The sequence below is a fragment of the Lentzea sp. NPDC006480 genome (assembly GCF_040611995.1).
Classification (GTDB): domain Bacteria; phylum Actinomycetota; class Actinomycetes; order Mycobacteriales; family Pseudonocardiaceae; genus Lentzea.
In genome coordinates, this window is the sequence record NZ_JBEXPJ010000036.1 from 24823 (window position 1) to 48311 (window position 23489).

Sequence of the window (23489 nt, forward strand, 5' to 3'; positions counted from 1 at the left end):
CATCATCTATCGGCCTCGCGCAACCTCCAGCTTCTCCGCCCACGCTCGGCGTCCGGTCTCGCGGGCGAGCTCCAGCGCGCGCAAGCGGCACCGTTCGGCTTCCTCCTCGTCGCCCATCTCCCGGTGGACCTCGGCCAGTGCGGCCAGCGCGGGCACGAGTCGCACGTTCAACTGCCCGCGTTCGGCCGCGGCGGCAGCCTCGACCGCGTGCTCGAAGGCCGCGCTGAGGTGCCCGAGCGCGCGCTGAGCCGCGGCCAGACCGGTCAGCGCGTCGACCTCGCCGCGCAGGAAGCCGACCTTGCGGGACAGTTCGAGGCCTTGCTGGTGGTGCAGCAGCGCGTCCTCGAACCGACCCTGCCCGTACGAGACCAGGCCGAGGGTGTTGCAGATGTCCGCCTCGGACTTCGGGTCGTCGCACTCGACCGCCATCTCCAGTGCGCGACGTGCACCGGTCTCGGCGTCGGCGAACCGGCCGCGGGCCACGTCCACCAGGGCGCGGGTGTCGAGCGTGCGCGCGACGAACGCGGCTCCCAGCGACGGCTCGTCGATCAGCGACGCGACCGCGTCGAGCTCCTCGGTGGCGCGCTCGAAGTCGCCGACGAGCAGGTAGCCGTCGGCGAGATGCGTCCCCGCGAACGCCCGACCAGTGGGGATGCCCTGTTCCGCGGACATCCGTGCGACGTCCCGCGCGTAGGACAGGGCGAGGTCGAGGGGCCCGAGATCCATGTGGATGCCACTGAGGTTGTACAGGGCGGGCGGGTTCTCCCCGATGATCCGCACCGCCTCGCGCAGCGCGTCGGCCGCCGCGGCGAGACGGCCGTACTCCCAGTTCACGATGCCGAGGTTGATCAGCGACGAACCGAGCGCCTGCTCGTCGCCGATTTCCCTCGCCACCCCCACCGCCGACTCGAACTCGGTCAGCGCCTCGGCGAACTGACCACCGCGCCAGTGCGCGAGGCCGAGTGAGCCGCGCATGGTGGCCTCGGCGGTGCGGTCCTGGTGCAGCCGGGCCGCGCTCAGTCCCGTCCTCGCCGTGGCGACCCAGTCGACGAGATGGCTGTGGAAGTAGAAGTAGGCCCGCATGGCGTCGGCGAGCAGCCACGTCACCGGCTGGTCCGGCGCCGCGAAGATCGCCGCCACGACGTCGGCCCGTTCCGCGTCGAGCCAGGCGAGCGCTTCTGGCGTGTCCTTCATGTCGTGCCGCGGCACCCCGTCCGCGATCTGCGGCAACGGCAACCTGCTGAACTCCGGGTGCAGCGCGCGGCCCGCCGCGTCCGCGTTGACGAGGTAGTAGTCGTGCAGGCGGCCGAGCTCAGGTGGGGCGAGCCTCATCGCGTAGATGCGGAGCAGGTCGTGCAAGGAGTACCGGTCCTGCGCGCGGTGCACGAGGTTCGCGTCGACGAGCTGGCCGAGCGGACTCGTCGCGTCCTCGCCGAGCAACGCCGTCGCGCCGCCGACCCCGAAGTCCGGTCCCGGCACGTGCCCGAGCAGCCGGAACAACCGTTGCGCCGCAGGGGTTTGCGCGCGGTACGAGAGCTCGAAGGTCGCCCACACCGCCGCGTCGCCTTCGATCTCCAGCGCGCCCAGCCGGTCGTCGCCGCGCAGTTCGGTCAGGTAGTCCGGCAGGTGGCCGTCCGCGACGTTCGCGGCAGCGATCCGCAACGCCAGCGGCAGGTGCCCGCAGAGCCGCGCCAGCTCGGCCCGTTCGGCCCGGCTGCCACCGATGTGCAGGTGCGACAACAGGTCCTGCGCCTCACCGTGCCCGAACACACCGAGCCGGAGCTGTTCGAACTCCGGCAGGTCGGTGCGGCTGGTGACGATCACCTTCGTGCGCTCACCCGCCGGCAGCAACGGGCCGAGCAGCTCACGGGTGGCGTTGTCGATCACGACCAGCACCGCGCGATCCGCGGTCATCTGCCGGTACAGCTCGGTTTGCGCGGCCAGGTCGACCGGCACCTCCTCGGCACCGAGCGCACGCAGGAACCGCGACACCGCCTGTTCCGGCGTGACCGGCGCTCCCGGCGAGAAGGCGCGGAGGTTCACGTACAGCTGGCCGTCGGCGAACCGGTCGTGCAGCTGATGTGCGATGTGGACGGCCAGCGAGGTCTTGCCGACACCGGGCGGCCCGGTGATCGCCAGCACCGGTGCCACCGAGCCGAGGGCCTTCGCGATCTCGTCGGCGCGGCCGACGAAGTCCGGGAGGTCGGCCGGCAGCTGGCGGGGGCCGGGCTTGCGCAGCACGAGCCGGTAGCCGGACGGCTCGGTGACCACCTGGTCGGTCGCGCGCAGCCGCTGCACGAGGTTGCGCAGCGCGCCCCTGGGGTTCGACGGCTGATCGTCACCCCAGACGGCGTCGACCAGCTCGTCGAACGGCACCGGCTGACCCGGCCTGGCCGCCAGCGCCGCGCGCAACGCCTCGATCCTCATGCGTTCATCGTGCCGAACCCGAAGCTGCGCGCGTTCGGCGCGTTGGTCGGCCTCGGTGGCGTACCGGAGGGCGGCCAGCCCGACGAGCGACTGGACCTCACCCCTGGCGAACCCCTCCTGCTGCGAGACCGCCAACGACCGCTCGTGCTCGTCGGCGGCCTCCGCGAGGCGCCCTGTGTTCGATCCGCAGGAACGCACGGCTTTCGAGCGCGTCGGCGTCGAGGTGCTCCAGCTCCGCAGGCGTGCGCGCCATCGCCTCGTCCAGATAGTTGCCGATGCCGGGCGCCCGGAGATCGAGCACCAGGGCGTTCGACGCCGAGAGCGCGGCCAGTTCCGCTCGAAACCCGTCCCTCGACCGTGAGGAGAGCGTCTCCGATGGCCCAAAGGCCGTGAGCCACGCCTCACTTTCCGTAATAGATCTCGGCCGATCTCAGAACGGATACGGACCGATAACGACGGTCCTGAGCTGCAGTTTTGTAGGCTCCACACAACGCTCCAAAACGTTACTGTGATGCGCATCACAGCTTGATACGTTTGGTGAGCGCCTCGCCGGTTACGTACCGTCGCTCCTCGGCTGGCCCCGAACCGGCCACGAGCACGACCGGAGGACCAACACCGAACCCAGTCCGAGGGTTCTCCGGAACAAACCCCGAGCGAGAGATACCGCCGGACTGGGACGCAGGGACGTACCGGGCCCCGAACCCGAGTTCCTGACCGCAGGTGTGGTGGACCGAGAGGCACATGGCTTTCAACCGAGGCAAGCAGGGCAAGCAGGGTTCCGCCGCTCGCACTATCGCCAAGGTCGCGGCTGCCGGCATCATCGCCGCAGCCCCTCTGGGCCTGGCCGTTGGCACCGCCAACGCTCAGGGAATGGACTGGGACGCACTCGCGCAGTGCGAGGCCAGTGGCAACTGGGGTGCCAACACCGGTAACGGCTACTACGGCGGCCTGCAGTTCACGCAGGGCACCTGGAACGCCAACGGTGGTTCCGGCAACCCGGCCAACGCTTCCCGCGCGGAGCAGATCCGCGTCGCTGAGAACGTGCTCCGCACGCAGGGCGCCAAGGCGTGGCCAGTCTGCAGCCAGCGCGTCGGCGCCTACGCGGGCAAGACCGCGCCGGCCCCGCAGCAGGCTCAGCCGCAGCGCAAGGCTGCGCCGCAGCAGCGCACGGCCGCCGCGCCGGTGCAGCAGGCGCCGGTTGTCGCGCTCCCGGGTTCGAAGTCGAACCCGAACGGCAACTACGAGATCAAGGCCGGCGACACGCTGTCCAAGATCGCCGACGAGAACAAGGTCGCCGGCGGCTGGCAGGCCATCGTGGAGAAGAACAAGGACTTCCTCACGAACCCGGACCTGATCTTCCCGGGCGCCAAGATCCAGCTCTGATCTGGGTTTCCGCCTGAATTTCGGTCAGCCCCGGGTGTGTCCGGGCTGACGCAGGACCAGGGATCTCACCGTTACCCCCCGACGGTGAGGTCCCTGCCTGCGTTTTCAGGGGCAGTTGACCCATTCGTCCTTGCCGTCGGCGAAGACCTGGCGCTTCCAGACCGGAAGCCGGGCCTTGACCTCGTCGACGAGGTCCGCGCACAACGAGAACGCTTCCTGGCGGTGTTCTGCCGCCACGGCACAGGCCAGGGCCACGTCGCCGATCTTCAGCGGGCCCACCCGGTGCGAGACGGCGATGCCGTGCACGCCCGAGTACTTCTCGGCGAGCGACTCGACCACCTCGGCCACGACGTCGGCCGCGGAGGGGTGGGAGTGGTATTCGAGTTCCAGGACGCTGCGGCCGCCGTCGTGGTCGCGGACCACGCCCGAGAAGGTGACGATCGCGCCTGCCCGGTCCGAGGTGACCAGGGCCTCGTGTTCAGCCACCGAGAGGGGCTCTTCGGTCACTGCTGCTCTCAGCACGACGCTCATTTGTGGTCACCTCCGCGCAATTGGTCCAACGCATGCTCTACGACGGTGGCCAGAACGTCCAGGCCGTCCCGGACTCCGCCGGTCGAACCCGGCAGGTTGACGATCAGGGTCCGGCCCGCGACACCGGCCACGCCGCGAGACAGAACCGAACCCGGTACGCGGGGCCAGCCGGACATCCGGATGACGTCGGCCAGGCCCGGAATCTCGTAGTCCAGGACCGCGCGGGTGGCTTCCGGGGTGCGGTCGGTCGGGTTGATGCCGGTGCCGCCGGTCGTCAGCACGAGGTCCGCGCCCTGCGAGACGGCCGTGCTCAAAGCCTCGCGGACGGGTTCGCCGTCCGGCACGACGACCGGTGAGGAGACCGAGAAGCCCCGGTCGGCCAGCCAGGTGGTGATGATGGGGCCGCTGCGGTCGGCGTAGACGCCGGCGGCGGCGCGGTTGGAGGCGGTGATGACCACTGCCTTCACGGACGCTCCCACAGGCCCGACTTGCCGCCTTCCTTGCGTTCGACGCGCACGGCGTCCAGGGTGGCGGCCGGGTCGACGGACTTGACCATGTCGTGCAGGGTCAGGCCCGCCACCGAGACGGCGGTGAGGGCTTCCATCTCGACGCCCGTGCGGTCGGTGGTGCGGACCGTGGCGGTGATCAGGACGGCCGAGTCGGCCAGTGCCAGGTCCACGACCACCGACGACAACGAGATCGGGTGGCAGAGGGGGACGAGCTCCCAGGTGCGCTTGGCGGCCATGATGCCCGCGATCCGGGCGGTGGCCATGGCGTCACCCTTGGGCAGGCCGTCGGCGCCGAGCAGTTCGACCACCTCGGCCGTCGTGTGCAGGACACCGGTGGCCACGGCCGTCCGGGTCGTCTGCTCCTTGCCCGAGACGTCGACCATGCGGGCCGCGCCTTGTGAGTCCAGGTGGGTGAACTGCTTGGTCATACCGAGATCGTATGCCTGGTCCAAGGCGACGGCCCGTGCCGAACTACCTACGAAGTGGCCGCTTTCCGGACTGCCTCGGCCACGGCCGGAGCAACCGTGTTGTCGAAGACCGACGGCACGATGAACGACGCGTTGAGGCGGCTGCCGTCCACCACGTCCGCGATGGCCTGCGCGGCGGCCAGCAGCATCGCGTCGGTGATGGTGCGAGCGTGCGCGTCCAGGAGGCCGCGGAACACGCCGGGGAACGCCAGCACGTTGTTGATCTGGTTCGGGAAGTCCGAGCGGCCGGTCGCGACGACGGCGGCGTGCTGCTGGGCCTCCATCGGGTCGATCTCCGGGTCCGGGTTGGCCAGGGCGAAGACGATGGCGTCCTTGGCCATGGTCGCGACCTGCTCCGCACCGAAGAGATTGGGAGCGGAGACGCCGATGAAGACGTCCGAGCCGACCAGGGCGTCGTGCAGGCGGCCGGACTGGTTGTCCTTGTTCGTGGACGCGGCGATGGACTTCAGGTTCGAGTCCAGGCCGGGGCGGTCGCGGTGCACGATGCCGTCGACGTCCACGGCGATGATGTCGCCCGGCGTCTGGGCCTGCAGCAGCCGGATGATCGCGGAACCGGCCGCGCCGACACCGCAGACCGTGATGCGGCAGTCCTTGATGTCCTTGTTCACGACCCGCAGCGCGTTGCGCAGCGCGGCCACCACGACGATGGCGGTGCCGTGCTGGTCGTCGTGGAACACCGGGATGTCGAGCTTCTCGCGCAGGCGGGCCTCGATCTCGAAGCAGCGCGGCGCGGAGATGTCCTCGAGGTTGATGCCGCCGTACACGGGAGCGATGAGCTCGACCGCGCGGATGATCTCCTCGGTGTCCTGCGTGTCCAGGCAGACCGGCCAGGCGTCGACGCCGGCGAACTTCTTGAACAGCGCGGCCTTGCCCTCCATCACGGGCAGTGCGGCGGCGGGACCGAGGTTGCCGAGGCCCAGCACGGCCGAACCGTCGGTGACGACGGCGACGGTGTTGCGCTTGATGGTCAGGCGGCGCGCGTCGTCCGGGTTCTTGGCGATGGCCTCACACACACGGGCAACACCCGGCGTGTACGCGCGGGAGAGGTCGTCACGGTTGCGGAGCGGGACCTTGGACGCGATCTCGATCTTGCCGCCGAGGTGCACCAGGAACGTGCGGTCCGACACCTTGCGGACGACGATGCCGGGCAGCGTCTCCAGCGTGTCGGTGATGTCCTTCGCGTGGTTCGCGGAGAGGGCGTTGCAAGTGAGGTCGATGACGACGCGGTCGTTGTGCGACTCCACGACGTCGAACGCCGTGATCACCCCGCCGGCGCGGCCGACGGCCGTCGTGAGGTCACCCGCGGCGCTCGCTGACGGCGGCGCCTCCAGGCGAACGGTGATCGAGTAACCAGGGCCGGGGACCGGCATCGTCTTCCTCCCACTACTTGCTGCTCACGCGGGAAACGAGCCTATCCCCGGCCTCTTTCCGGTACTAACGCGACTCGACACTCTTAAGCCTCGCCTGACAAACGCACGCGGGGAGCTTTCGTTTGGCAGGACCACACGCGGGGGCCCCGCGTACGGTCCTGCAGTACGAAAGCTCCCCGCGTACTGAAAGTCAGGACTTGTTGATCTCGGTTACCGGGTGGGTGTAGCCGAGGTCTTCTGCCGACAGCGGGAACGTCACCGAGCCGAACGGGGAGAGCGCACCCTGCGAGTCGCTCGTGAGCTCGGTGACCGGGTGACCGCCGTCGGGGCCTTCCGGCCAGTGCGGGTCGACCCGTCCAGGGCGTCCTTTCGCCACGTTCTCCTCCTCGGTGGTGCCCAATGACGCGACAAGTGTGACAGAGCACGACGAGTTCTCGACCGGCCCATATACCGTGGTGAGAATGTCCGGCATCACTCTCGCCGACTGGCTGCGCGCCCAGGACGACGCCGCACTCGTGGCACTCCTGCGCGCGCGTCCTGACCTGGCAACGCCCCCACCTGCCGATATGTCCGTGCTCGCGACACGGGTCGGCACCAGGGCGTCGATCGCGCGCGCCTGCGAGGACCTCGACACCTTCACGCTGGCCGTGCTCGAAGGCCTGGTCGTGCAGGGCGCGGACACCGAGCCCGTGGCGTTGGCCACACTCGCGCAGGTGCTCGGGCCGGACGTGAAGCCCAAGCCGCTCAAGCTGGCCGTCGCGAAACTGCGCGCTCTCGCGCTCGTGTGGGGCGATGACGACGCGATGTCGGTCCCTCCGGTCACCCGGGAGGCGTTCGGCACGTACCCCGGCGGGCTGGGCCGGGCGACCGGGCAGACGTACGACCTGCTGGGCATCACCGAGGGCGAGCAACGGGTCCTGCAGAAGCTCGCCGCAGGGCCGCCCATCGGCGACACCAAGGACGCTTCCCGCGTCGTGCCGCTGGAAAAGGCCGAGACTCCGGTGCAACGGCTCCTCGCGCGCGGTCTGCTGCTGCGACGCGACCCCGGCACCGTTGAGCTGCCACGAGAGATCGCACTCCAGTTCCGCGGTGAGCGCCCGCTCGGCCCGATCCAGGTCGCCGAGCCGAAGCCGAAGACCACGAGCCTCCAGCCGGTCAGCATCGACGCCACCGGCGGCGGTGAGGCGCTGGAGCTCGTCCGGCACGTCGAGAACCTGATCGCGAGCTGGTCCGCCGAACCGCCGGGGGTGCTGCGGACCGGCGGGCTGGGTGTGCGCGAGCTGCGCAAGGCCGCCAAGGACCTCGACGTCGACGAACGCCGCGCCGCGCTGCTGATCGAGCTCGTGGTCGGCGCCGACCTGGCCGCCAACACCGAGGCCGCCGAGCCCGAGTGGGTGCCGACGACCAAGGCCGACGTGTGGCTCGCCGCGACCACCGAGGTCCGCTGGGCCACGATCGCGCACGCCTGGCTGGAGCTGCCGCGGCTGCCCGCGCTGATCGGCCGCCGCGACGAGAAGGACAAGCTCTTCACCCCGCTCACGGACGAGATCCGGCGCGCCCAGGCGCCCCGCGACCGCCGCTGGGTCCTGGAGGCGCTGGCCGCGTTCCCCAAGGGCACGGCGATCGCGAACCCGGCGGACCTGGCCGCACTGCTCGGCTGGCGTGCGCCGCGCAAGGGCGGCCGGCAGCGCGACGAGCTCGTGCGCTGGACGATCGAGGAGGGCACCGCGGTCGGCGTGCTGGCCCTCGGCGGGATCACCAGTGCGGGCCGCGTGCTGCTCGACGAGGGCCCCGGCCACGCCGCCAAGACCCTCGGCGACGCGTTGCCCGCTCCTCTCGACCACGTGCTGGTGCAGGCCGACCTCACCGTCGTCGCGCCCGGCCGGCTCGAACCCGAGCTCGCGGACGAGATGGCGCTCGTCGCGAACGTCGAGTCGGCGGGCAGCGCGACCGTCTACCGGATCAACGAGGCCACCGTCCGCCGTGCGCTCGACTCCGGTCGCACCGCCGATGAGCTGCAGGAACTCTTCAAGATCCGCTCGCGCACGCCCGTTCCGCAGTCGCTGAGCTACCTGATCGACGACGCCGCGCGCAGGCACGGCAGGCTGCGCGGCGGCGCGGCCGGCTCGTTCCTGCGGTGCGACGACCCGGTGCTGATCAGCGAGGTCCTCGCGCACCCCGAGGCCACCCGGCTGGAGCTGCGCCGGATCGCGCCGACCGTGCTGGTCAGCCCGTTGCCACTGGCAGACGTGCTGGAGGGGCTGCGCTCGGCCGGGTTCGCCCCGGCGGCGGAAGGCCCCGACGGCCAGGTGCTCGACCTGCGACCGGGCGGGCGCCGGACCACGCCGAGGCAGCGGACGGCACGGAAAGTCGCGTCACCCCCTGTGCCCGCCGACGAGCGGTTGGGTGAACTCGTCCGGCTGGTCCGAGCCGGAGATCGCGCCGCCGCGACACCACGGGGTGAACGCGTGGCCGTCCCCGGACACCTCGGCGCCGGGCCGTCCGCCACCCTGTCGTTGCTCCAGCAGGCCGCACGGGCGCGACGCAGAGTGCTCGTCGGGTTCGTCGACTCCCACGGCACGGCCGCGCAGCGCGTGATCGAGCCGCACGTGGTCGGCGGGGGCGTGTTGGAAGGCTACGACCACAGCTACGGAGAGGTGCTCAGGTTCCCTCTTCATCGCGTCACGTCCGCCGCATTGGTGGACGAGGACTGACGGACGGTCATCCCCCGGTAGGAACGCACGTCCACCCTTGCGTGTGTGCGTCGCGACCTAGCGTCGAGTGGCGTGAGCGTTTCACGACGCCCACTCGACGAAGGAGGAGCAGCGCAAATGGCCATCAACCGGTGGGCGCGTAGAGCCGTCCTCACCGCAACGGCATTGGCGTTCGCCTTGCCGTTCACAACCGGAACAGCCCAGGCCGACCCGATCATCGAGATCCTCGCGGACAACAACGTCAACGTGACCGTTGGTGCTTACAACAACAACGTGGACTCGATCCCGGTCAGTCTGGGCGCGGGCGCGAGCCTCAACACCGGCAGCGGCATCACCCTCGACCTCGACGAGAACGAGGGCATCCAGCTGGCGATGGACATCGGCCACGCGGAGATCTGGGCCGGTGCGTCGGTCGGCGTGCCGTTCACGCACATCGGTGTCGAGGCGGCCGCCGCAGCCGCAGTCGACCTGCCCGCGGCGCACGTCGCGGTCGCCCCACCGCCGGCCGAACCCGAGGTGGCACCGCCGCCTGTGGTCGAAGCCGCACCCGTGCTCGAGTCCGCGGTCACGATCACCGACGCCGCACCCGCTCAGCAGGCCGTGCCGGCGACCGTCGCCGACGACACCGCGGCGCTGACCGACGAGCCCAAGGGCGACGACGAGGAAGAGGACTGCCCAGGAGAAGTCGAGCCATCGGGCTGCCCCAACATCACCGCGCTGGGAATCCTCAGCGTCTGCCTGCTGCCGAACCTGGTCCAGCTGCACATCTGACGAACCCGCACACCGACCAGGAGGAGGCCATCAGGACGACGTGACCCAGAGCTGAACCAGATGTGCAACGACGAGGCGAGCGCCGCACCCGAAGGTGGCGCTCGCCTCGTCACACGTTCTGCAGTTGTCCCCGGCGCGGGAGGTCAGCCGGCGCGGACGGACATCCACTGGCGCATCGCGTGCTCCACCAGCGTGATGAGCGTCTGCTTCGTCGACTGCCGGTTCCGGGCGTCGCACGTCACGATCGGCACGGACTCGTCGATCGTCAACGCCTCGCGGACGTCCTCCAGTCTGTGGTGGAGGAGGCCGTCGAAGCAGTTGACACCCACGACGTACGGCAGCTGCCGGTCGTCGAAGAAGTCGATCGACGCGAACGCGTCGGCGAGACGCCGGGTGTCGACCAGCACGATGGCGCCGATGGCACCCCGCACCAGGTCGTCCCACATGAACCAGAACCGGTGCTGACCCGGTGTACCGAAGAGGTACAGGATCAGGTCGCTGTCGAGCGACACGCGGCCGAAGTCCATCGCGACCGTCGTGGTGACCTTGTTCGGCGTGGCGGAGAGGTCGTCCACCCCCGCGCTGGCCTCGGTCATCACCGCCTCGGTGGTCAACGGGACGATCTCGGACACCGAGCCGACGAACGTCGTCTTGCCCACACCGAAGCCACCCGCCACCACGATCTTGGCAGACGTCGTCGGCTTCCGTGCGCCCTCGGCGCCCTGGGGACTAGAGCTTGCGAAGCCCACTGAGCACCCTCTCCAGGAATTCCATGGAAGGCCGGTCCCCCACGACCAGACCGCCCTGGTGAATCAAAACCAATCCCATGCTTGCCATGTCGCCGATCAACACCCGCACGACGCCAAGTGGCAAGCGTAGGAGTGCCGCGACCTCGGCCACCGACCGCGTGTCCACACACAGCCCGCAGATCGACCTGTGCTCGGGAAGAACTGCGGCATCCCGTTCAAGGCCACGCTCGCTGGTCGAGATCAAAGCCTCGATGGCGAGGTCGTAGTCGGGTCGTGTGCGTCCACCGGTGCGTGTGTACGGCCGCACCAGTGAACCCGAGTCCGCAGAAGAAGTTTCCTCCGGACGCACAGCGGACTGCGCACCGGTGCTGTACACCGGCTGCGGCCCGGTGGTGTACGGCAGCTGTTCCGGCACGGCGTCCGGCATCTCGTGCTGGCCGAAGAGGTCCGCACCGGGGCCACCGAACAACCCGGTGCCGTACCCGTCTATGTCGAACCGGTTCGGCACGTCGTCGTACGGATACGACGACGAGTCATCCACCTCACGCTGAGACATATCGCCTAGCCCTTGCCCTGTAACCCGCTCATCGTGGGGTGCGTCCTCGGCTTCCTCTGGTTCTTGGGGTATCGCGTCAGGCTCGTCGAACTGGAACCCACCAGAAGCCCACTCCTGGTAGTTGAAGTTCCTACCGAAGCCACGGCCTCTAGCGCCAGATCTCCCAGCCATTTGTTCTCACCCCTGAACTTCAAGTGAGGTCTAGCGACGGACCACGCCCTGAAGCTGCGCGCGCAGCTCAGGGGTGAGTTGTTGACCGACTCTCTCCACCAAAAGCGTCATCTCGTAGGCCACCAGACCGATGTCACAGTTTGGTGCAGCGAGGACGGCAAGGCACGAGCCGTCACTGATCGACATGAGGAACAGGTAGCCCCGCTCCATCTCGACCACGGTCTGGTTGACCCCGCCTGCCTCGAAGCAGCGGGCAGCACCCTGTGTGAGGCTGACCAGCCCTGACGCGACGGCGGAGAGCTGCTCTGCACGGTCCCGGGGCAGACCCTGGGACCCCGCGAGCAACAGCCCGTCCGCGGACACCACGACGGAATGTGCCACGCCGGGCACCCTCCGCACGAAGTCGGTGATAAGCCAACCAAAGCTGCCTGGCTGCGCTGCGGTCGTCACTCCTGCTCCTCGTTCTGCCGGCTCGATTGGTCACCAGCGTATGCCTCGATCAATGCGTGCCGGCCTCGCTTGACACCACTCTGCAGGCTCGACATCCGTCCGCGTACCGCATCCGCAGAGCGCGGAGGCAGCGGCGGGCGCTGGGCCGTCTGCGACAGGGACTGCGGTTTGGGTGCCGCCGAACCTGGCACTAGTTGAGCCTTCGGTGTCCGTTTTGGCAATCCTGCCGTTGTCTTCGTCTCCGGCGCCTTGTTCAACAACGCCTGAGCCGCGTGCCATCCCTCATCGGCAGGTGATTGCCAAGCCGACTCAGAAGTGGGTGCCGCCGCTGGAGTCTCCTCCACAACGGGCTCCGGTTCCACAACTCGCTCCTGCTCGGCGGGTGCGGTCACAGGTTCTTCGACCACAGGCTGCACCTTCGCGCGCGGCGGGCGCACGGGCAGACCGGCAGCCGACGTGGTGGTGGGTGCCACCGCCGGTACAGGCTTCGGTTTGCGGGTCGGCAGCTCCGGCTCAGGCCCGTCCGAGAGCGGAGGGGTCGTCACCGGCTCGTCGATGTACTCGACCCCACCCTTGTCGGTGTTGCCGAGGCGGTCGACGCTGCTGCCGAGCCTGGACTCGACACGTCCGTTGGACTCCGCGGGTTCGGGCGAGCTCTCCGCGGCAGGCGGGACCGGCGCCGCGGAGGACGCCGAGGTCTCGCTGCCGACGGCCTGGAACCACTGCGACAGAACGGCCTCGTAGATCGGGAGGCGTTCGGTCGGGGCGTCCAGGTCGTGCTCGACCTTCTTGCGGGAGGCTTCCGAGGTGCCGTTGCGGTGCGCGAGCTCGGTCTCGACCGGGGCCCGCGAGACGCCGTTGCTCGCGGCCGGTTCCGCGTCGAGCGGAGGGATCGGCACGAACTGCGTGGTCTCGTAGCCCGGCTCGAAGGAGATCTCGCCGCCGTCGTCTTCCTGACGGTCCTCGTAAGCCGTGAAGAGGGTCGGTTCGCCGAAGGAGCCCTCCGGCTCCACGGCCGCCAGCTGGTCTCGCCGCCACCGCTCGGACGGCGTCGAGTCCTCGATCGGCGTCTCGTTGTAGACGGGGATCCCCGTGGCGCCCGCACCGGTGTCGGTGAGTGCGCTCGGGACGAAGCTGACCGGGATGCTCGGGTTGCTCGGGCTCGACTCGTCGATCCTCGGCTGGGTGCCGGTGGCACCGCCGAACGCGCCCGCGATGCCGCTCGCCCTGGTGGCCGTGGTGCCGATCTCGGTGGTGAGCTCGGCGGACGCCAGGCCGGGGGCCGGGGTCGGCATGCCGAACGCCGAGGCCAGCGAACCCGAACCCGAGGGCGGGGTCGACGGCATGGCCTGACCGGGGATCGCGATGAGCGTCTCCGGCACGATCACGAGTGCGGTCGTACCGCCTTCGATGTCCTCGTTGCCCCGCAGGCGGACCTTGATGTCGTGGCGCTTGGCGAGCCGCGCGACCACGTACAGGCCCATTCGGCGGGAGACGGCGACGTCGACGTCCGGCGGGTCGGCCAGACGCTCGTTGGCGTCGAGGATCTCCTGGTCGCCCATGCCCACACCGCGGTCCTGGATCTCGATCGCCAGCTCGCCCTTGCGGGTCTTCGCCGTGCGAACGGTGACCTTGGTGACCGGGTCGGAGAACGCCGTGGCGTTGTCCAGCAGCTCGGCGATGAGGTGCACGAGGTCGTTGACCGCGCGGCCCTGGACGGTGAGGTCCGGGGTCTGACCGACCTGCACGCGGGCGTACTGCTCGACCTCGGAGACCGCGGCGCCGAGAACCTCGGCAGCCGGGACGGGACGGGTCAGCCGCCGCGAGAGGTCCGTGCCCGAGAGAACCAGCAGGTTCTCCGAGTTGCGGCGCATACGAGTGGCGAGGTGGTCCAGCTCGAACAGCGAGGCCAGCTGGTCCGGGTCCTGCTCGTCCTGCTCGAGCCGGTCGATCAGGTTCAGCTGGCGTTCGACCAGCGCCTGCGAACGGCGGGACAGGTTGACGAACATCGCGTTGACGTTGTCACGCAGGAGGGCCTGCTGGGCGGCCAGTCGCACCGCTTCACCGTGCACCGCGTCGAACGCGCGCGCCACCTGACCGATCTCTTCACGCGTGTGCACCGGCACCGGCTCGACTGCGGTCTTGGCCGCGTCCTCCGGGTTCGGGTCCGCGAGGATCCGCTCGACCGCGTCCGGAAGACCGTGGTCGGCGACGTCGAGTGCGGCGCGGCGCAGCGTGCGCAGCGGGTTGAGGATCGAGCGGGCGACGAACAGCGCCATCAGCAACGCGAGCGCGAGGACCAGCAGCACGACGCCGGACTGGATGTAAGCACTGCGGCGGGCGTCGCCGGCGGCGATGTCCGTCTTGTTCTGCAGCTGCTCGACCAGCAGGTTCTCCACGTCGCGGGTCAGGTTGACCGTCAGCGTGGCGGCGATGTCCCACTTCTCGGACGTCAGCTGGGTGAAGTCCTTCTTGCCCGTGCCGGACTGCTGGTTGATCGCCGATTCCTGCATGTCGTTCGCGGTGTCGACGATCAGGCCGGTGACGGTGTCGTCGTAGATCTTGGCCTGTTCGGGCGTCGCGGACTTGCGGAAGTCGTTGCGGGCCGCTTCGAGCTCGGCGTCCGCCGCCTGCAGGGCACGCAGCTGGGACGGCGTGAACGCCTTGCGCTGGAAGACGTCGAGGAGAATCGCCCGCTTGAGGGACTCCTGCTCCTTGATGCGCGCGATGGCGTTCGTGGTCAGGTGCAGTCGCACCAGCTCGGGGTCGTTGATCTCGGAGATCGTCTGCTCACCGAGGTTGATGAGCGTCTCGATGGACTCCGAGTAGGTCCGCTGCACGGCTTCCGCGGGGTACTGGGTGTCGCGCACCGAGTTGCGGAGGCTGTTGAGGCGGTTGAGCTGGTTGAACGCGACCTGGAACCGCTCGACGGCGGCCGGGTTCAGGTCGGAGCTCAGCTCGGCGATCTTGTTGCTGAACGCCTCGCTGGTGTCGTTGACGCGGCGCAGCTGGCGCTCGAGGACGACGCGGTCGACCTTCTTGTTCGACGCGACGTAGCTGACCGACAGGTCTCGTTCGCGCTGCAGCTGCTGCACCAGGTCCGCGACGGCTGTCTCCAGGCGGATCTGGTTCGCGAGGTTGTTGAACTCCGTGGCGTCCTCGAGGTCGGTGCGCACACGCAGGCCACCCAGGGCAAGCGCACAGACCGTCGGGATGAGCAGCACGGCGAGCAGCTTCGTGCGCAACCGCCAGTTGCGCAGGCGCCAGGGCGCGGATCGGGCGGCAGGTCCTGATCCGGATCCGGTTCCGTCGGCCTTCACCACGTCCGGTGTCGCCGTCACGGTTCCGTTACCCAGCGCAGCCAGTCCGTCACCCGATTCGGGCCTTTCGGAGCGTGTGGTGTCACCCACGCCAAACTGGCTGGGACCTCTCTCACGTCGGGCCACTCTGGGCTTCCTCTTCCAGCAGCAGTGTCCCGGTCTCTCCCCAGGACCGAGCATGGACTCGTCAAACGGGCCGAATTGCAGCACAGGGGCCGTGCGCCCGGTGAGGCGCCCTACCCCGTTCTGAAGACACGATCCTCTACTGCGACCTGTGCCACCCGGCGGGGAGCGTAATGGCCACCCCCTCCTCGGGGGAAGTCTCCAGAAGCACTCACCGTATCGAGACGGGGTGTCGTTTCATACGTTCAGGTGGTTAACATCCCCGGTTGTCGGCACGCCCCATGTCCGTCCGAACGCGCAGTTGGGACTGCGGACTACCTGGTCTGTGGCGACACTCACTGATCATTTGATGCTACTCAAGGCCTACCGGCGAGAGGTGCCATGGCTACCCGAGCCAAAGCTCTGCGGCTTGCCGCAGTGCTCATCACGTGTGTTCTGACCGCGAGCTGCAGCCTGTTCGGAACTTCGTCGAACGGCGGCAACGCGGACGTGGAGCGCAACATCCTGCGCATCGGCGTGCTGCCGGTCGTCGACGTCGCCCCGTTGCGGATCGCACTGACCGAGAAGCTGTTCGAGAAGGCCGGTCTGCAGGTAAACCTGGTCACCCAGCCCACCGAGGCCGATGCCATCAAGCAGCTGGACACCACGCTCGACATCACGTGGGCGACGCACGTCAGCCTCTTCCGGTCCGTTGCCGAGGGCACCGAACTGCAGCTGCAGGGCGAGGCCTACCAGGCAGGCCCGAACTCGATGGCGCTGGTCACGTCCGCGGCGTCGGACTACGACGACCCCGGCAAGAAGCCTCAGCCGACCATCGCCGTGAACAGCGACACCGACATCGGCGCGCTGACCACGCGTGCCGTGCTGGACACCGCAGCGGTCGAGAAGCAGAAGATCAAGTTCCGGCCGATGCCCTTCGGCGACATGGAGAAGGCGCTGAAGGACGGGTCCGTCGACGCGGCCTTCATGATCGAGCCGTTCATCACGAAAGCCCAGCGCAACATCGGTGCGAAGATCCTCACCGACACCGCGCGCGGCCCGACACTCGACTTCCCGATGTCCGGTTACGCGGCGACGAAGAAGTTCGCCGAGGCGAACCCGAAGACGCTCAAGGTGTTCCGGGAGGTGCTGCGTGAGGCCCAGCAGCGCGCACAGGCCAACAAGCTGGCCGTGCAGGACTCGCTGACCAGCTACGCGGACGTCGACCAGCCGACCGCCGCGCTCGTGTCCGTGGGCACGTTCCCGCTGTCGCTGAACCCCATCCGGCTCCAGCGGGTCGCCGACATGATGGACACCGAGGACGTGTTGTCCGGTCGTCTGGACGTGCAGCAGCTTTTGCCGCCAGGTACGACGAATTAGTTGTCGCAGTACATGAGTTGTCGCAGTACATGAAAAAGGCGGGCCGCTTTTCACGGCCCGCCTTTTTTCACTTGCCCTCTGCGACACTCACGCAGTACGTGATTCCGGGCGCCGGTTCGGCGTAGGAGATGGCGGTCGCCTCGCCGCACTCAGCGGTCGCGGCCTTCACCGACTTCTCGATCTTGAGAACCTTCGTGACGGCGAACTCGTTGGGGGTCGCCGGGCACGCGATGGGCTTCATGCCGTCCATGTTGATCTTGACGAGCTCCTCCCGGTAGCACTTGCCCTCGTCGAGCTTCTCGACCAGGCAGAGCTTCAGGTTGGAGCCGCGACCACCGGACTCGGTGTACTCCGCGTAGTCCTCGCTCGGGCAGGCTTCCGTGGTGCTCTTGGTGACCTTGGCGATGATGTAGTTCGCGTCGGTCGCACCGCAGTCGACCTTCTTGTACTTCGGGCTCATCGTGGTGCCGGTGACGCTCGCGCACTCACCGGGCTTCTCGTCCGGCGTGGAGATGGCATTGATGCCGCTGCCGATGCCGAACTTCACGACCGCGATGACGCCCGCGATCAGCAAGAACCCGAGGATCGAGCCGATGATCTTGCCGGCGCCGCCCTTCTTCGGCGGCTGCGCGTACGGCATGGGCTGGCCGGGCGGCATCCCACCGGGCGGCATCCCACCGGGCGGCATCCCACCGGGCGGCATTCCTCCGGGCGGCGGGCCGTAGGGGTCGCCACCGGGAGGCGGGCCGTACGGGCCTGGCTGACCTGGCTGCCCCGGCTGTGCGTAAGGCTGCGGTTGCTGACCGTACGGCTGCTGCGGCTGCCCACCGGGAGGCGGGCCGTAAGGCCCAGGCTGCTGAGGGTAGTTGGGGGTGGTCACTGGATTCCTCTCCGATGGGGCGTGCGAAAGACGGCAAAACCGGAGCCGTGGGACCGGCTCCGGTTTCGGGAAAGCTGACTGGCCGGGCCATTCGCGCAGCTGGGTGCGCCGAACGGCCCACGCCCCCCGACACGGCCGGAGGCTGAGATTGCCACGCGCGCCAGAAATCCGCCGGGGCTTTACGGAAAAGTTACGACCGCTTGGTGACGAGGTGGTCGCTAGGCGCGACTGAGGCAGTAGGTGAGCTTCACGGCGGGGTATGAGCGGGTCTCCTCGCCCGGCCCGCACGACGGTGCCGGCGCGTCCCGGCCGCCTTTGGTCACCTTGAAGACGTCCTGGTCACCGCAGTCCACGGCGTCGAGGTCGTAACCGGACCTGGCCTCGGGGTAGCACTCGCCCACGTCGTAGAGCGGGGCCAGGCAGAACCGGACCTTCGGGTCGATGCGCCGCACGGGCACCCAGCTCATGTCCGCGCCGTTGGGGCAGGACTGCGCCGCGGCGACGGTGCCCTCGACCACGTAGTTCGCGTTCGCCGAGCAGTCGGCGGCCTCGTAGCGGCCGACGTCGCCGGTGAGGGAGACGCAGTCACCCTGCTTCGGCGGCTGGACCGGGGTGAGGAACTCGGAGATGCCGTAGATCGCGATCGCGGCGACGACCAGCGTGACCCCGTAGGTCAGCACCCGCTTCACCGCGCTCGTCCTGGGCGCGGCCTCCTCGTTAATCACGCCGCAGAGGTTCCCATGTGGACTCCGGCGGCGTGACGGCGTTAGGAGAAAACGGCCGCCGGGAAGATCACCGCTTGTCGCCGCGCTCGAGGCAGAAGGTGACGGCGGGTTCCGGGAAGACCGCCGCGCGCGCGTCTCCGCAGGCGCCGCGGTCGGTCTTGCCGGTGAGCACCTTGGCGACCTTCACCGAGTCCTTGGTGGTGCAGTCGACCTTGGCGATGCCGCTGTCGGAGTTCTGCCCGTAGCAGGCGCCCTCGACGAAGTTCGGCATCAGGCAGAACACCGAGTCGCCGGTGTAGGTCGAGTAGTCCATGCCGCCGGACGGGCACTTCTGCTCGTTGAACGGCAGGATCTTGGCGATCTTGACGGTCGCCTGCTCAGAGGCGCAGTCGAGCGCCTGGTAGCTCGGGTTGTCCTGGGTGCCGGAGATGCGCGCGCAGTCGCCGACCTGGGCCGCCTGCGCCGCGCCGCCGAGCTGGTTCAGCACGAACCCGCCGAGCAGGACGAGCACAACGACAACACCGATACCCAGGCCGACCTTCTTCATGGCCTGGGTATCGGTCTCAGCGGGTGGTCAACTCAACCGAGTTCACCCGATCAGGAGCCTTCGTGGACGCCCATGCAGTACACGGAGGCCGGCTCGCTGAACCGCAGCTCGCTCGAACCCTCCGGGCAGACCGTGCCCTCCTCGGGCAGGCCGTCGACCTTCTTCACGATCTTCACCGGGGACTCGGTGGTGCACGCCTCCGCCTTGAACGCGCCGTCGTCACCCGAGGTGTAGCACTTGCCCTCGGCCAGGTTCGGCATCAGGCACAACGAGTCGCCACCGTCCTTGACCGGCTCGTAGATGCCCTCGTCGGGACACGGGTCGTCGGCCTTCTTCAGCACCTTGGCGACCTTGTGCGTGGCAGCCGCGTCGCCACAGCTCTTGGACGAGACGTTCCAGTCGCCGTCCGGCTTGTCCGCGTCCTTGGGCGAGGCGCTCACGCAGTCGCCGACCGCGGTGCCGCTGAGCGAGGTGACCGCCCAGGCGCCGACGCCGACCAGGACGATCGCCAGCACGGCGATGATGACCGGCTTCAGCCACTTGTTCGTCTTGGGCGACTCGTCGGGGCCGCCGAAAGCCGACGAGACCACGGCCGGGGGCTCCTCGGCCTCGGTCTCGATCTCCTCGGGCTCGGTCTCCTCCGCCTCGGCCTCGGCGGTGTCCGGCGCGGGCTCTGCCGCGGTCTCCGCGACCTCGGTGTCCGCGGTCCCGGTCTCCTCGGGAGCCGGTGCTGCCGACGCCTTCGGCTCGACGGGATCGGTCGACTCGGTGCTCATGCGCGAGAACGTACGACACACGGTGTTGGCTGCGTGTGTCGCCTCACACTTGTTGTCGCCAGTTGACGCAGGTCGAACGCGTTTGGCGTCGTCAGGGAGACTTGTACCCGTGACCGATGGCCCCCTGATCGTCCAGTCGGACAAGACGCTGCTGCTCGAGGTCGACCACCCGCTCGCCGACGACGCGCGCACGTCCATCGCGCCGTTCGCCGAGCTGGAGCGCGCACCCGAGCACGTGCACACGTATCGCGTGACGCCGCTGGCCTTGTGGAACGCCCGCGCGGCAGGCCACGACGCCGAGCAGGTGGTGGACGCGCTGGTGCGGTTCAGCCGCTATCCGGTGCCGCAGCCGTTGCTGGTGGACGTGGTCGACACCATGAGCCGGTTCGGGCGGCTGGTGCTGACGAACAACCCGGCGCACGGGCTCGTGCTGCACTCCAACGACCGCGCGGTGCTCGAAGAGGTGCTGCGCAACAAGAAGATCGCGCCGATGTTCGGGGCGCGGATCGACGACGACACGGTGATCGTGCACCCGAGCGAGCGCGGGCGGCTCAAGCAGCTGCTGCTCAAGGTCGGGTGGCCCGCGGAGGACCACGCCGGGTACGTCGACGGCGAGGCGCACGCGATCGAGCTCGACGAGACCGACTGGAAGCTGCGCGACTACCAGCGGCTCGCGGCCCAGGCGTTCTGGGCCGGTGGCTCGGGTGTGGTGGTGCTGCCGTGCGGCGCGGGCAAGACGCTCGTGGGCGCGGCGGCGATGGCCGAGGCGCAGGCGACCACGTTGATCCTGGTCACGAACACCGTGGCCGGGCGGCAGTGGAAGCGGGAGCTGATCGCGCGCACGTCGCTCACCGAGGAGGAGATCGGCGAGTACTCGGGTGAGCGCAAGGAGATCCGGCCGGTCACGATCGCGACCTACCAGGTGATCACCCGCAAGTCGAAGGGCGAGTACAAGCACCTGGAGCTGTTCGACTCGCGCGACTGGGGCCTGATCGTCTACGACGAGGTCCACCTGCTGCCGGCGCCGGTGTTCCGGATGACCGCAGACCTGCAGAGTCGTCGGCGGTTGGGGCTGACGGCGACGCTGGTGCGCGAGGACGGGCAGGAGGGCGACGTCTTCTCGTTGATCGGGCCGAAGCGGTACGACGTGCCGTGGCGCGACATCGAAGCGCAGGGGTGGATCGCTCCCGCCGAGTGCACCGAGGTCCGCGTGACGCTGACGGACAACGAACGGCTGCAGTACGCGACGGCCGAGCCCGAGGAGCGCTACAAGCTCTGCTCGACCGCGCGGACCAAGATTCCCGTGGTCCGCCGGGTGCTCGAACAGCATCCCGACGAGCCGGCTCTGGTGATCGGTGCTTATCTGGACCAGCTCGACGAGCTTGGCGAGGAACTGGGGGCGCCGGTGATCAAGGGATCGACGAAGAACAAGGAGCGCGAGGAGCTGTTCGACAAGTTCCGCCGCGGCGAGCTGCGCACGCTCGTGGTGTCGAAGGTGGCGAACTTCTCCATCGACCTGCCAGAGGCCTCGGTCGCCATCCAGGTGTCCGGCACGTTCGGCTCGCGGCAGGAGGAGGCTCAGCGCCTCGGCCGGATCCTGCGGCCCAAGGGTGACGGGCGGCAGGCGCACTTCTACTCGGTCGTCGCGCGCGACACGCTCGACACCGACTACGCGGCGCACCGGCAGCGGTTCCTGGCCGAGCAGGGCTACGCGTACAAGATCGTCGACGCGGACGACCTGGTCGGATGACGTTCTGGTGGATGTGGAACCCGGCCGGGACCGTGCCGGTGCGGCGGTTCCGGTCGGAGGAGTCGCTCGCCCGGTCGGCCCCGGAGGGTCAGGTGGTCCGGTCGGACGACTTCTCCGACCCCTCGCAACGCCGCCGGGCCACGGCCGTGCGTGCCGACTTCCTCCGGGTCAGCGGTGATCCCGTCCAGGTGGCGCTGGTCGAGCAGCGGCTGTGGACGCTGCTGATCGCGCTGCGCCGGTCCCAGCCGTTGAGGAACGCGCTGTCCACTGCGATCCCCAAGGCCGGGCGGGCTGCCCTGGTCGCCGAGCCATCGCGCGAACTGGCCGAGTTCGACCGGCGCTTCGACCAGTTCGCCGCAGCACTCCAAGTCTTGGTCACCGACCCGACCCCAGAACAACTCCGCCACACCGCGGCACTGGATTAGGCGTCTGCAAGTACCACCAACTCGCAGTTGGTGGTACTTGCAGACGCCTCAAGCCAGCAGGGCCGGGAGGTTGGCGACGCCGGGCAGCAGGTGGGTGTGCGGGACCGCGGCGAGCTCGGCCTCGGTCTGGCTGCCGCTGAGGACGCCGACCACGAAGCCCGCGCCCGCGTTCGTGCCCGCTTCCAGGTCGCGCACGGTGTCGCCCGCCGTCAGCACGCGCCGCACGTCGCGGGCGCCGGTCAGCTCCATCGCCTTGAAGATCATGTACGGCGCCGGGCGGCCCGCCGACACGTCGTCCACGCAGACGACCGCGTCCAGCAGACCCTCGCCCCAGCCCAGCACTTCGAGCAGGCCGTCCACGATCGGCCGGTCGAAGCCGGTCGTCAGCGCGACCTTCACGCCGTTGGAACGCAGCTGCACCAACGCTTCCGGCACGCCGGGGATCGGCGTCGGCGGCGTCTCGGCGTAGTACGCTCCGAGTCGCTCGTGGAAGTCCTTGAACTCCACGTCCACAATGGACTTGCCGAGCATCGACGAGATCGCCTCGTACTTGTCGGCGCCCATCCAGTCGCCGACGTCGCTCGCGTCGCCGCCTGCCGCGATCACGGTGTCCGCCAGCGCTTTGTAGACCAGTCCGTGTTCCTCCACGGTGGTGCCGGCGATGTCCAGCACCACCAGGTCGACCTTCACGAGGCCCTCCAGTCCCGCAGCAGCGCAGGGTGCGCCTGCTGGGAGTTCTCGATGGAAAAGCTGACCATGTCCGGGCGGTAGCGGTCGTCGGAGTACTCGACCGGCCGTCCGTCCACACCGGACGCCCGCCGCCGTTCCCGCAGAAGTGGTGCGCCCAAAGCGACTTCGAGCAGTTCGCTGTCCTGCTCGTCCGCCGCGACGGCGTCGATCTGATGCCGGGCGATCGTCATGTCGACGCCCTGCTCCCCCAGGTACTGGTAGAGCGAGCCGCTGTCGCAGTCGAAGTCGAACAGCAGGCGCCCCACCGGTTCCACGAACGTCGTGCGCTCCAGCATCGTCGGCCGGCCGTCGATCAGCCGCTGCCGGAGGAGCTGCACGACCGGTGTGCCCTCGTCGAGCTGCAGTGCGTCGGCGATGTCGGCGTCGGCCGGACGGCGGGCGATCTCCAGAGTTCGTTGTCCTGGAACATGTCCGAGGCCCGCGGCCCAGCTGGAGAACGACAGGAACGTCTCGAACGGTTGCGACAGCGTGTGCCTGCGCACCACCGCGGGCTTGCCGCGACCGCCGCCGATCATGCCCTCCGCGCGCAGCGTCGTGAGCGCCTGCCGCACCGGCGCGCGCGAGGCTTCCCACTGCGCACACAGCTGCGATTCGGACGGCACGGGATCACCGACGGCCAGCTCACCCGAGGCGATGCGGCGGCGCAGATCGGCCGCGATGCGCTCGTGCAGGGGCATCTCCATGCCAGCAACCATACATGTCATAACAAGTCTGA

22 protein-coding genes are annotated in these 23489 nt (G+C 69.0%); 6 read left to right on the forward strand and 16 right to left on the reverse strand.

Going from position 1 to position 23489, the window contains the following annotated elements; genetic code table 11:
- Positions 1-6 precede the first annotated feature (6 nt).
- A complete protein-coding gene (locus ABZX92_RS16925) occupies positions 7-2625 on the reverse strand; it encodes a tetratricopeptide repeat protein (protein ID WP_355559606.1) in 2619 nt (872 codons plus the stop codon).
- 543 nt (positions 2626-3168) lie between these two features.
- Between ABZX92_RS16925 and ABZX92_RS16930 the strand changes: the two genes are divergently transcribed.
- Positions 3169-3810, forward strand: coding sequence for a transglycosylase family protein (locus tag ABZX92_RS16930; RefSeq protein ID WP_355559609.1), 642 nt, complete (start codon positions 3169-3171; stop codon positions 3808-3810).
- A 105-nt stretch (positions 3811-3915) separates the two neighbouring features.
- Here ABZX92_RS16930 and ABZX92_RS16935 read toward each other — a convergent pair whose 3' ends face one another.
- The 5 genes from ABZX92_RS16935 to ABZX92_RS16955 form a co-directional block, all read right to left on the reverse strand.
- Complete coding sequence (locus ABZX92_RS16935) at positions 3916-4341, reverse strand: molybdenum cofactor biosynthesis protein MoaE (protein WP_355559612.1); 426 nt, start codon at positions 4339-4341, stop codon at positions 3916-3918.
- The gene (locus ABZX92_RS16940) at positions 4338-4808 is read right to left on the reverse strand and encodes a MogA/MoaB family molybdenum cofactor biosynthesis protein (RefSeq protein ID WP_355559614.1); all 471 of its coding nucleotides are present in this window, start codon (positions 4806-4808) and stop codon (positions 4338-4340) included. The genes ABZX92_RS16935 and ABZX92_RS16940 overlap by 4 nt, the downstream gene beginning before the upstream one ends.
- Positions 4805-5278 (reverse strand): cyclic pyranopterin monophosphate synthase MoaC, encoded by a 474-nt coding sequence (gene moaC / locus ABZX92_RS16945; protein ID WP_045312878.1) that lies wholly within the window; start codon positions 5276-5278, stop codon positions 4805-4807. Before moaC ends, ABZX92_RS16940 begins: the two co-directional genes overlap by 4 nt.
- A 47-nt stretch (positions 5279-5325) precedes the next feature.
- On the reverse strand, positions 5326-6708 hold the full coding sequence (locus ABZX92_RS16950) for an NAD-dependent malic enzyme (RefSeq protein WP_355559617.1): 1383 nt from the start codon (positions 6706-6708) through the stop codon (positions 5326-5328).
- Positions 6709-6898: 190 nt separating this feature from the next.
- Positions 6899-7084 carry a hypothetical protein gene (locus ABZX92_RS16955; RefSeq protein WP_045312904.1) on the reverse strand — a complete coding sequence of 62 codons (186 nt, stop codon included), beginning with the start codon at positions 7082-7084 and terminating at the stop codon, positions 6899-6901.
- Positions 7085-7169: 85 nt separating this feature from the next.
- Between ABZX92_RS16955 and ABZX92_RS16960 the strand changes: the two genes are divergently transcribed.
- Both ABZX92_RS16960 and ABZX92_RS16965 read left to right on the forward strand, forming a co-directional pair.
- Positions 7170-9422 (forward strand): helicase-associated domain-containing protein, encoded by a 2253-nt coding sequence (locus ABZX92_RS16960; protein ID WP_355559622.1) that lies wholly within the window; start codon positions 7170-7172, stop codon positions 9420-9422.
- Between the two features lie 117 nt (positions 9423-9539).
- Complete coding sequence (locus tag ABZX92_RS16965; RefSeq protein WP_355559624.1) at positions 9540-10193, forward strand: hypothetical protein; 654 nt, start codon at positions 9540-9542, stop codon at positions 10191-10193.
- Positions 10194-10336: 143 nt separating this feature from the next.
- On the opposite strand, the gene ABZX92_RS16970 is transcribed toward ABZX92_RS16965, so the two are convergent.
- From ABZX92_RS16970 to ABZX92_RS16985, 4 genes are read right to left on the reverse strand one after another with little or no spacing between them, the layout of a single operon-like run.
- Entirely contained in the window at positions 10337-10942 is a 606-nt protein-coding gene (locus ABZX92_RS16970; RefSeq protein ID WP_093605474.1) for an ATP/GTP-binding protein, read from the reverse strand.
- The gene (locus ABZX92_RS16975) at positions 10923-11669 is read right to left on the reverse strand and encodes a DUF742 domain-containing protein (protein WP_355559626.1); all 747 of its coding nucleotides are present in this window, start codon (positions 11667-11669) and stop codon (positions 10923-10925) included. Before ABZX92_RS16975 ends, ABZX92_RS16970 begins: the two co-directional genes overlap by 20 nt.
- Positions 11670-11699: 30 nt before the next feature.
- A complete protein-coding gene (locus tag ABZX92_RS16980) occupies positions 11700-12119 on the reverse strand; it encodes a roadblock/LC7 domain-containing protein (protein ID WP_030470879.1) in 420 nt (139 codons plus the stop codon).
- Positions 12116-15460 carry a nitrate- and nitrite sensing domain-containing protein gene (locus tag ABZX92_RS16985; RefSeq protein WP_355559629.1) on the reverse strand — a complete coding sequence of 1115 codons (3345 nt, stop codon included), beginning with the start codon at positions 15458-15460 and terminating at the stop codon, positions 12116-12118. Before ABZX92_RS16985 ends, ABZX92_RS16980 begins: the two co-directional genes overlap by 4 nt.
- A gap of 483 nt (positions 15461-15943) precedes the next feature.
- Between ABZX92_RS16985 and ABZX92_RS16990 the strand changes: the two genes are divergently transcribed.
- Entirely contained in the window at positions 15944-16921 is a 978-nt protein-coding gene (locus ABZX92_RS16990; protein WP_355559632.1) for an ABC transporter substrate-binding protein, read from the forward strand.
- A gap of 67 nt (positions 16922-16988) precedes the next feature.
- On the opposite strand, the gene ABZX92_RS16995 is transcribed toward ABZX92_RS16990, so the two are convergent.
- From ABZX92_RS16995 to ABZX92_RS17010, 4 genes are all read right to left on the reverse strand, one after another.
- A complete protein-coding gene (locus ABZX92_RS16995; RefSeq protein ID WP_355559635.1) occupies positions 16989-17801 on the reverse strand; it encodes a hypothetical protein in 813 nt (270 codons plus the stop codon).
- A gap of 218 nt (positions 17802-18019) precedes the next feature.
- Entirely contained in the window at positions 18020-18526 is a 507-nt protein-coding gene (locus ABZX92_RS17000; RefSeq protein ID WP_355559638.1) for a hypothetical protein, read from the reverse strand.
- A gap of 67 nt (positions 18527-18593) precedes the next feature.
- On the reverse strand, positions 18594-19073 hold the full coding sequence (locus ABZX92_RS17005; protein ID WP_355559641.1) for a hypothetical protein: 480 nt from the start codon (positions 19071-19073) through the stop codon (positions 18594-18596).
- Between the two features lie 50 nt (positions 19074-19123).
- Positions 19124-19849: a hypothetical protein gene (locus tag ABZX92_RS17010; protein ID WP_355559643.1), complete on the reverse strand. Its 726-nt coding sequence runs from the start codon at positions 19847-19849 to the stop codon at positions 19124-19126.
- 109 nt (positions 19850-19958) lie between these two features.
- Here ABZX92_RS17010 and ABZX92_RS17015 point away from each other — a divergent pair, with 109 nt between their 5' ends.
- Positions 19959-21599 (forward strand): DNA repair helicase XPB, encoded by a 1641-nt coding sequence (locus ABZX92_RS17015; RefSeq protein WP_045312869.1) that lies wholly within the window; start codon positions 19959-19961, stop codon positions 21597-21599.
- Positions 21596-22024: a hypothetical protein gene (locus ABZX92_RS17020; RefSeq protein WP_355559647.1), complete on the forward strand. Its 429-nt coding sequence runs from the start codon at positions 21596-21598 to the stop codon at positions 22022-22024. Before ABZX92_RS17015 ends, ABZX92_RS17020 begins: the two co-directional genes overlap by 4 nt.
- A gap of 48 nt (positions 22025-22072) precedes the next feature.
- Here the strand turns inward: ABZX92_RS17020 and ABZX92_RS17025 are convergent, their stop codons facing one another.
- Entirely contained in the window at positions 22073-22714 is a 642-nt protein-coding gene (locus tag ABZX92_RS17025) for a phosphonatase-like hydrolase (protein ID WP_355559650.1), read from the reverse strand.
- Positions 22711-23457 (reverse strand): GntR family transcriptional regulator, encoded by a 747-nt coding sequence (locus ABZX92_RS17030; RefSeq protein WP_355559653.1) that lies wholly within the window; start codon positions 23455-23457, stop codon positions 22711-22713. Before ABZX92_RS17030 ends, ABZX92_RS17025 begins: the two co-directional genes overlap by 4 nt.
- Positions 23458-23489: the final 32 nt, after the last annotated feature.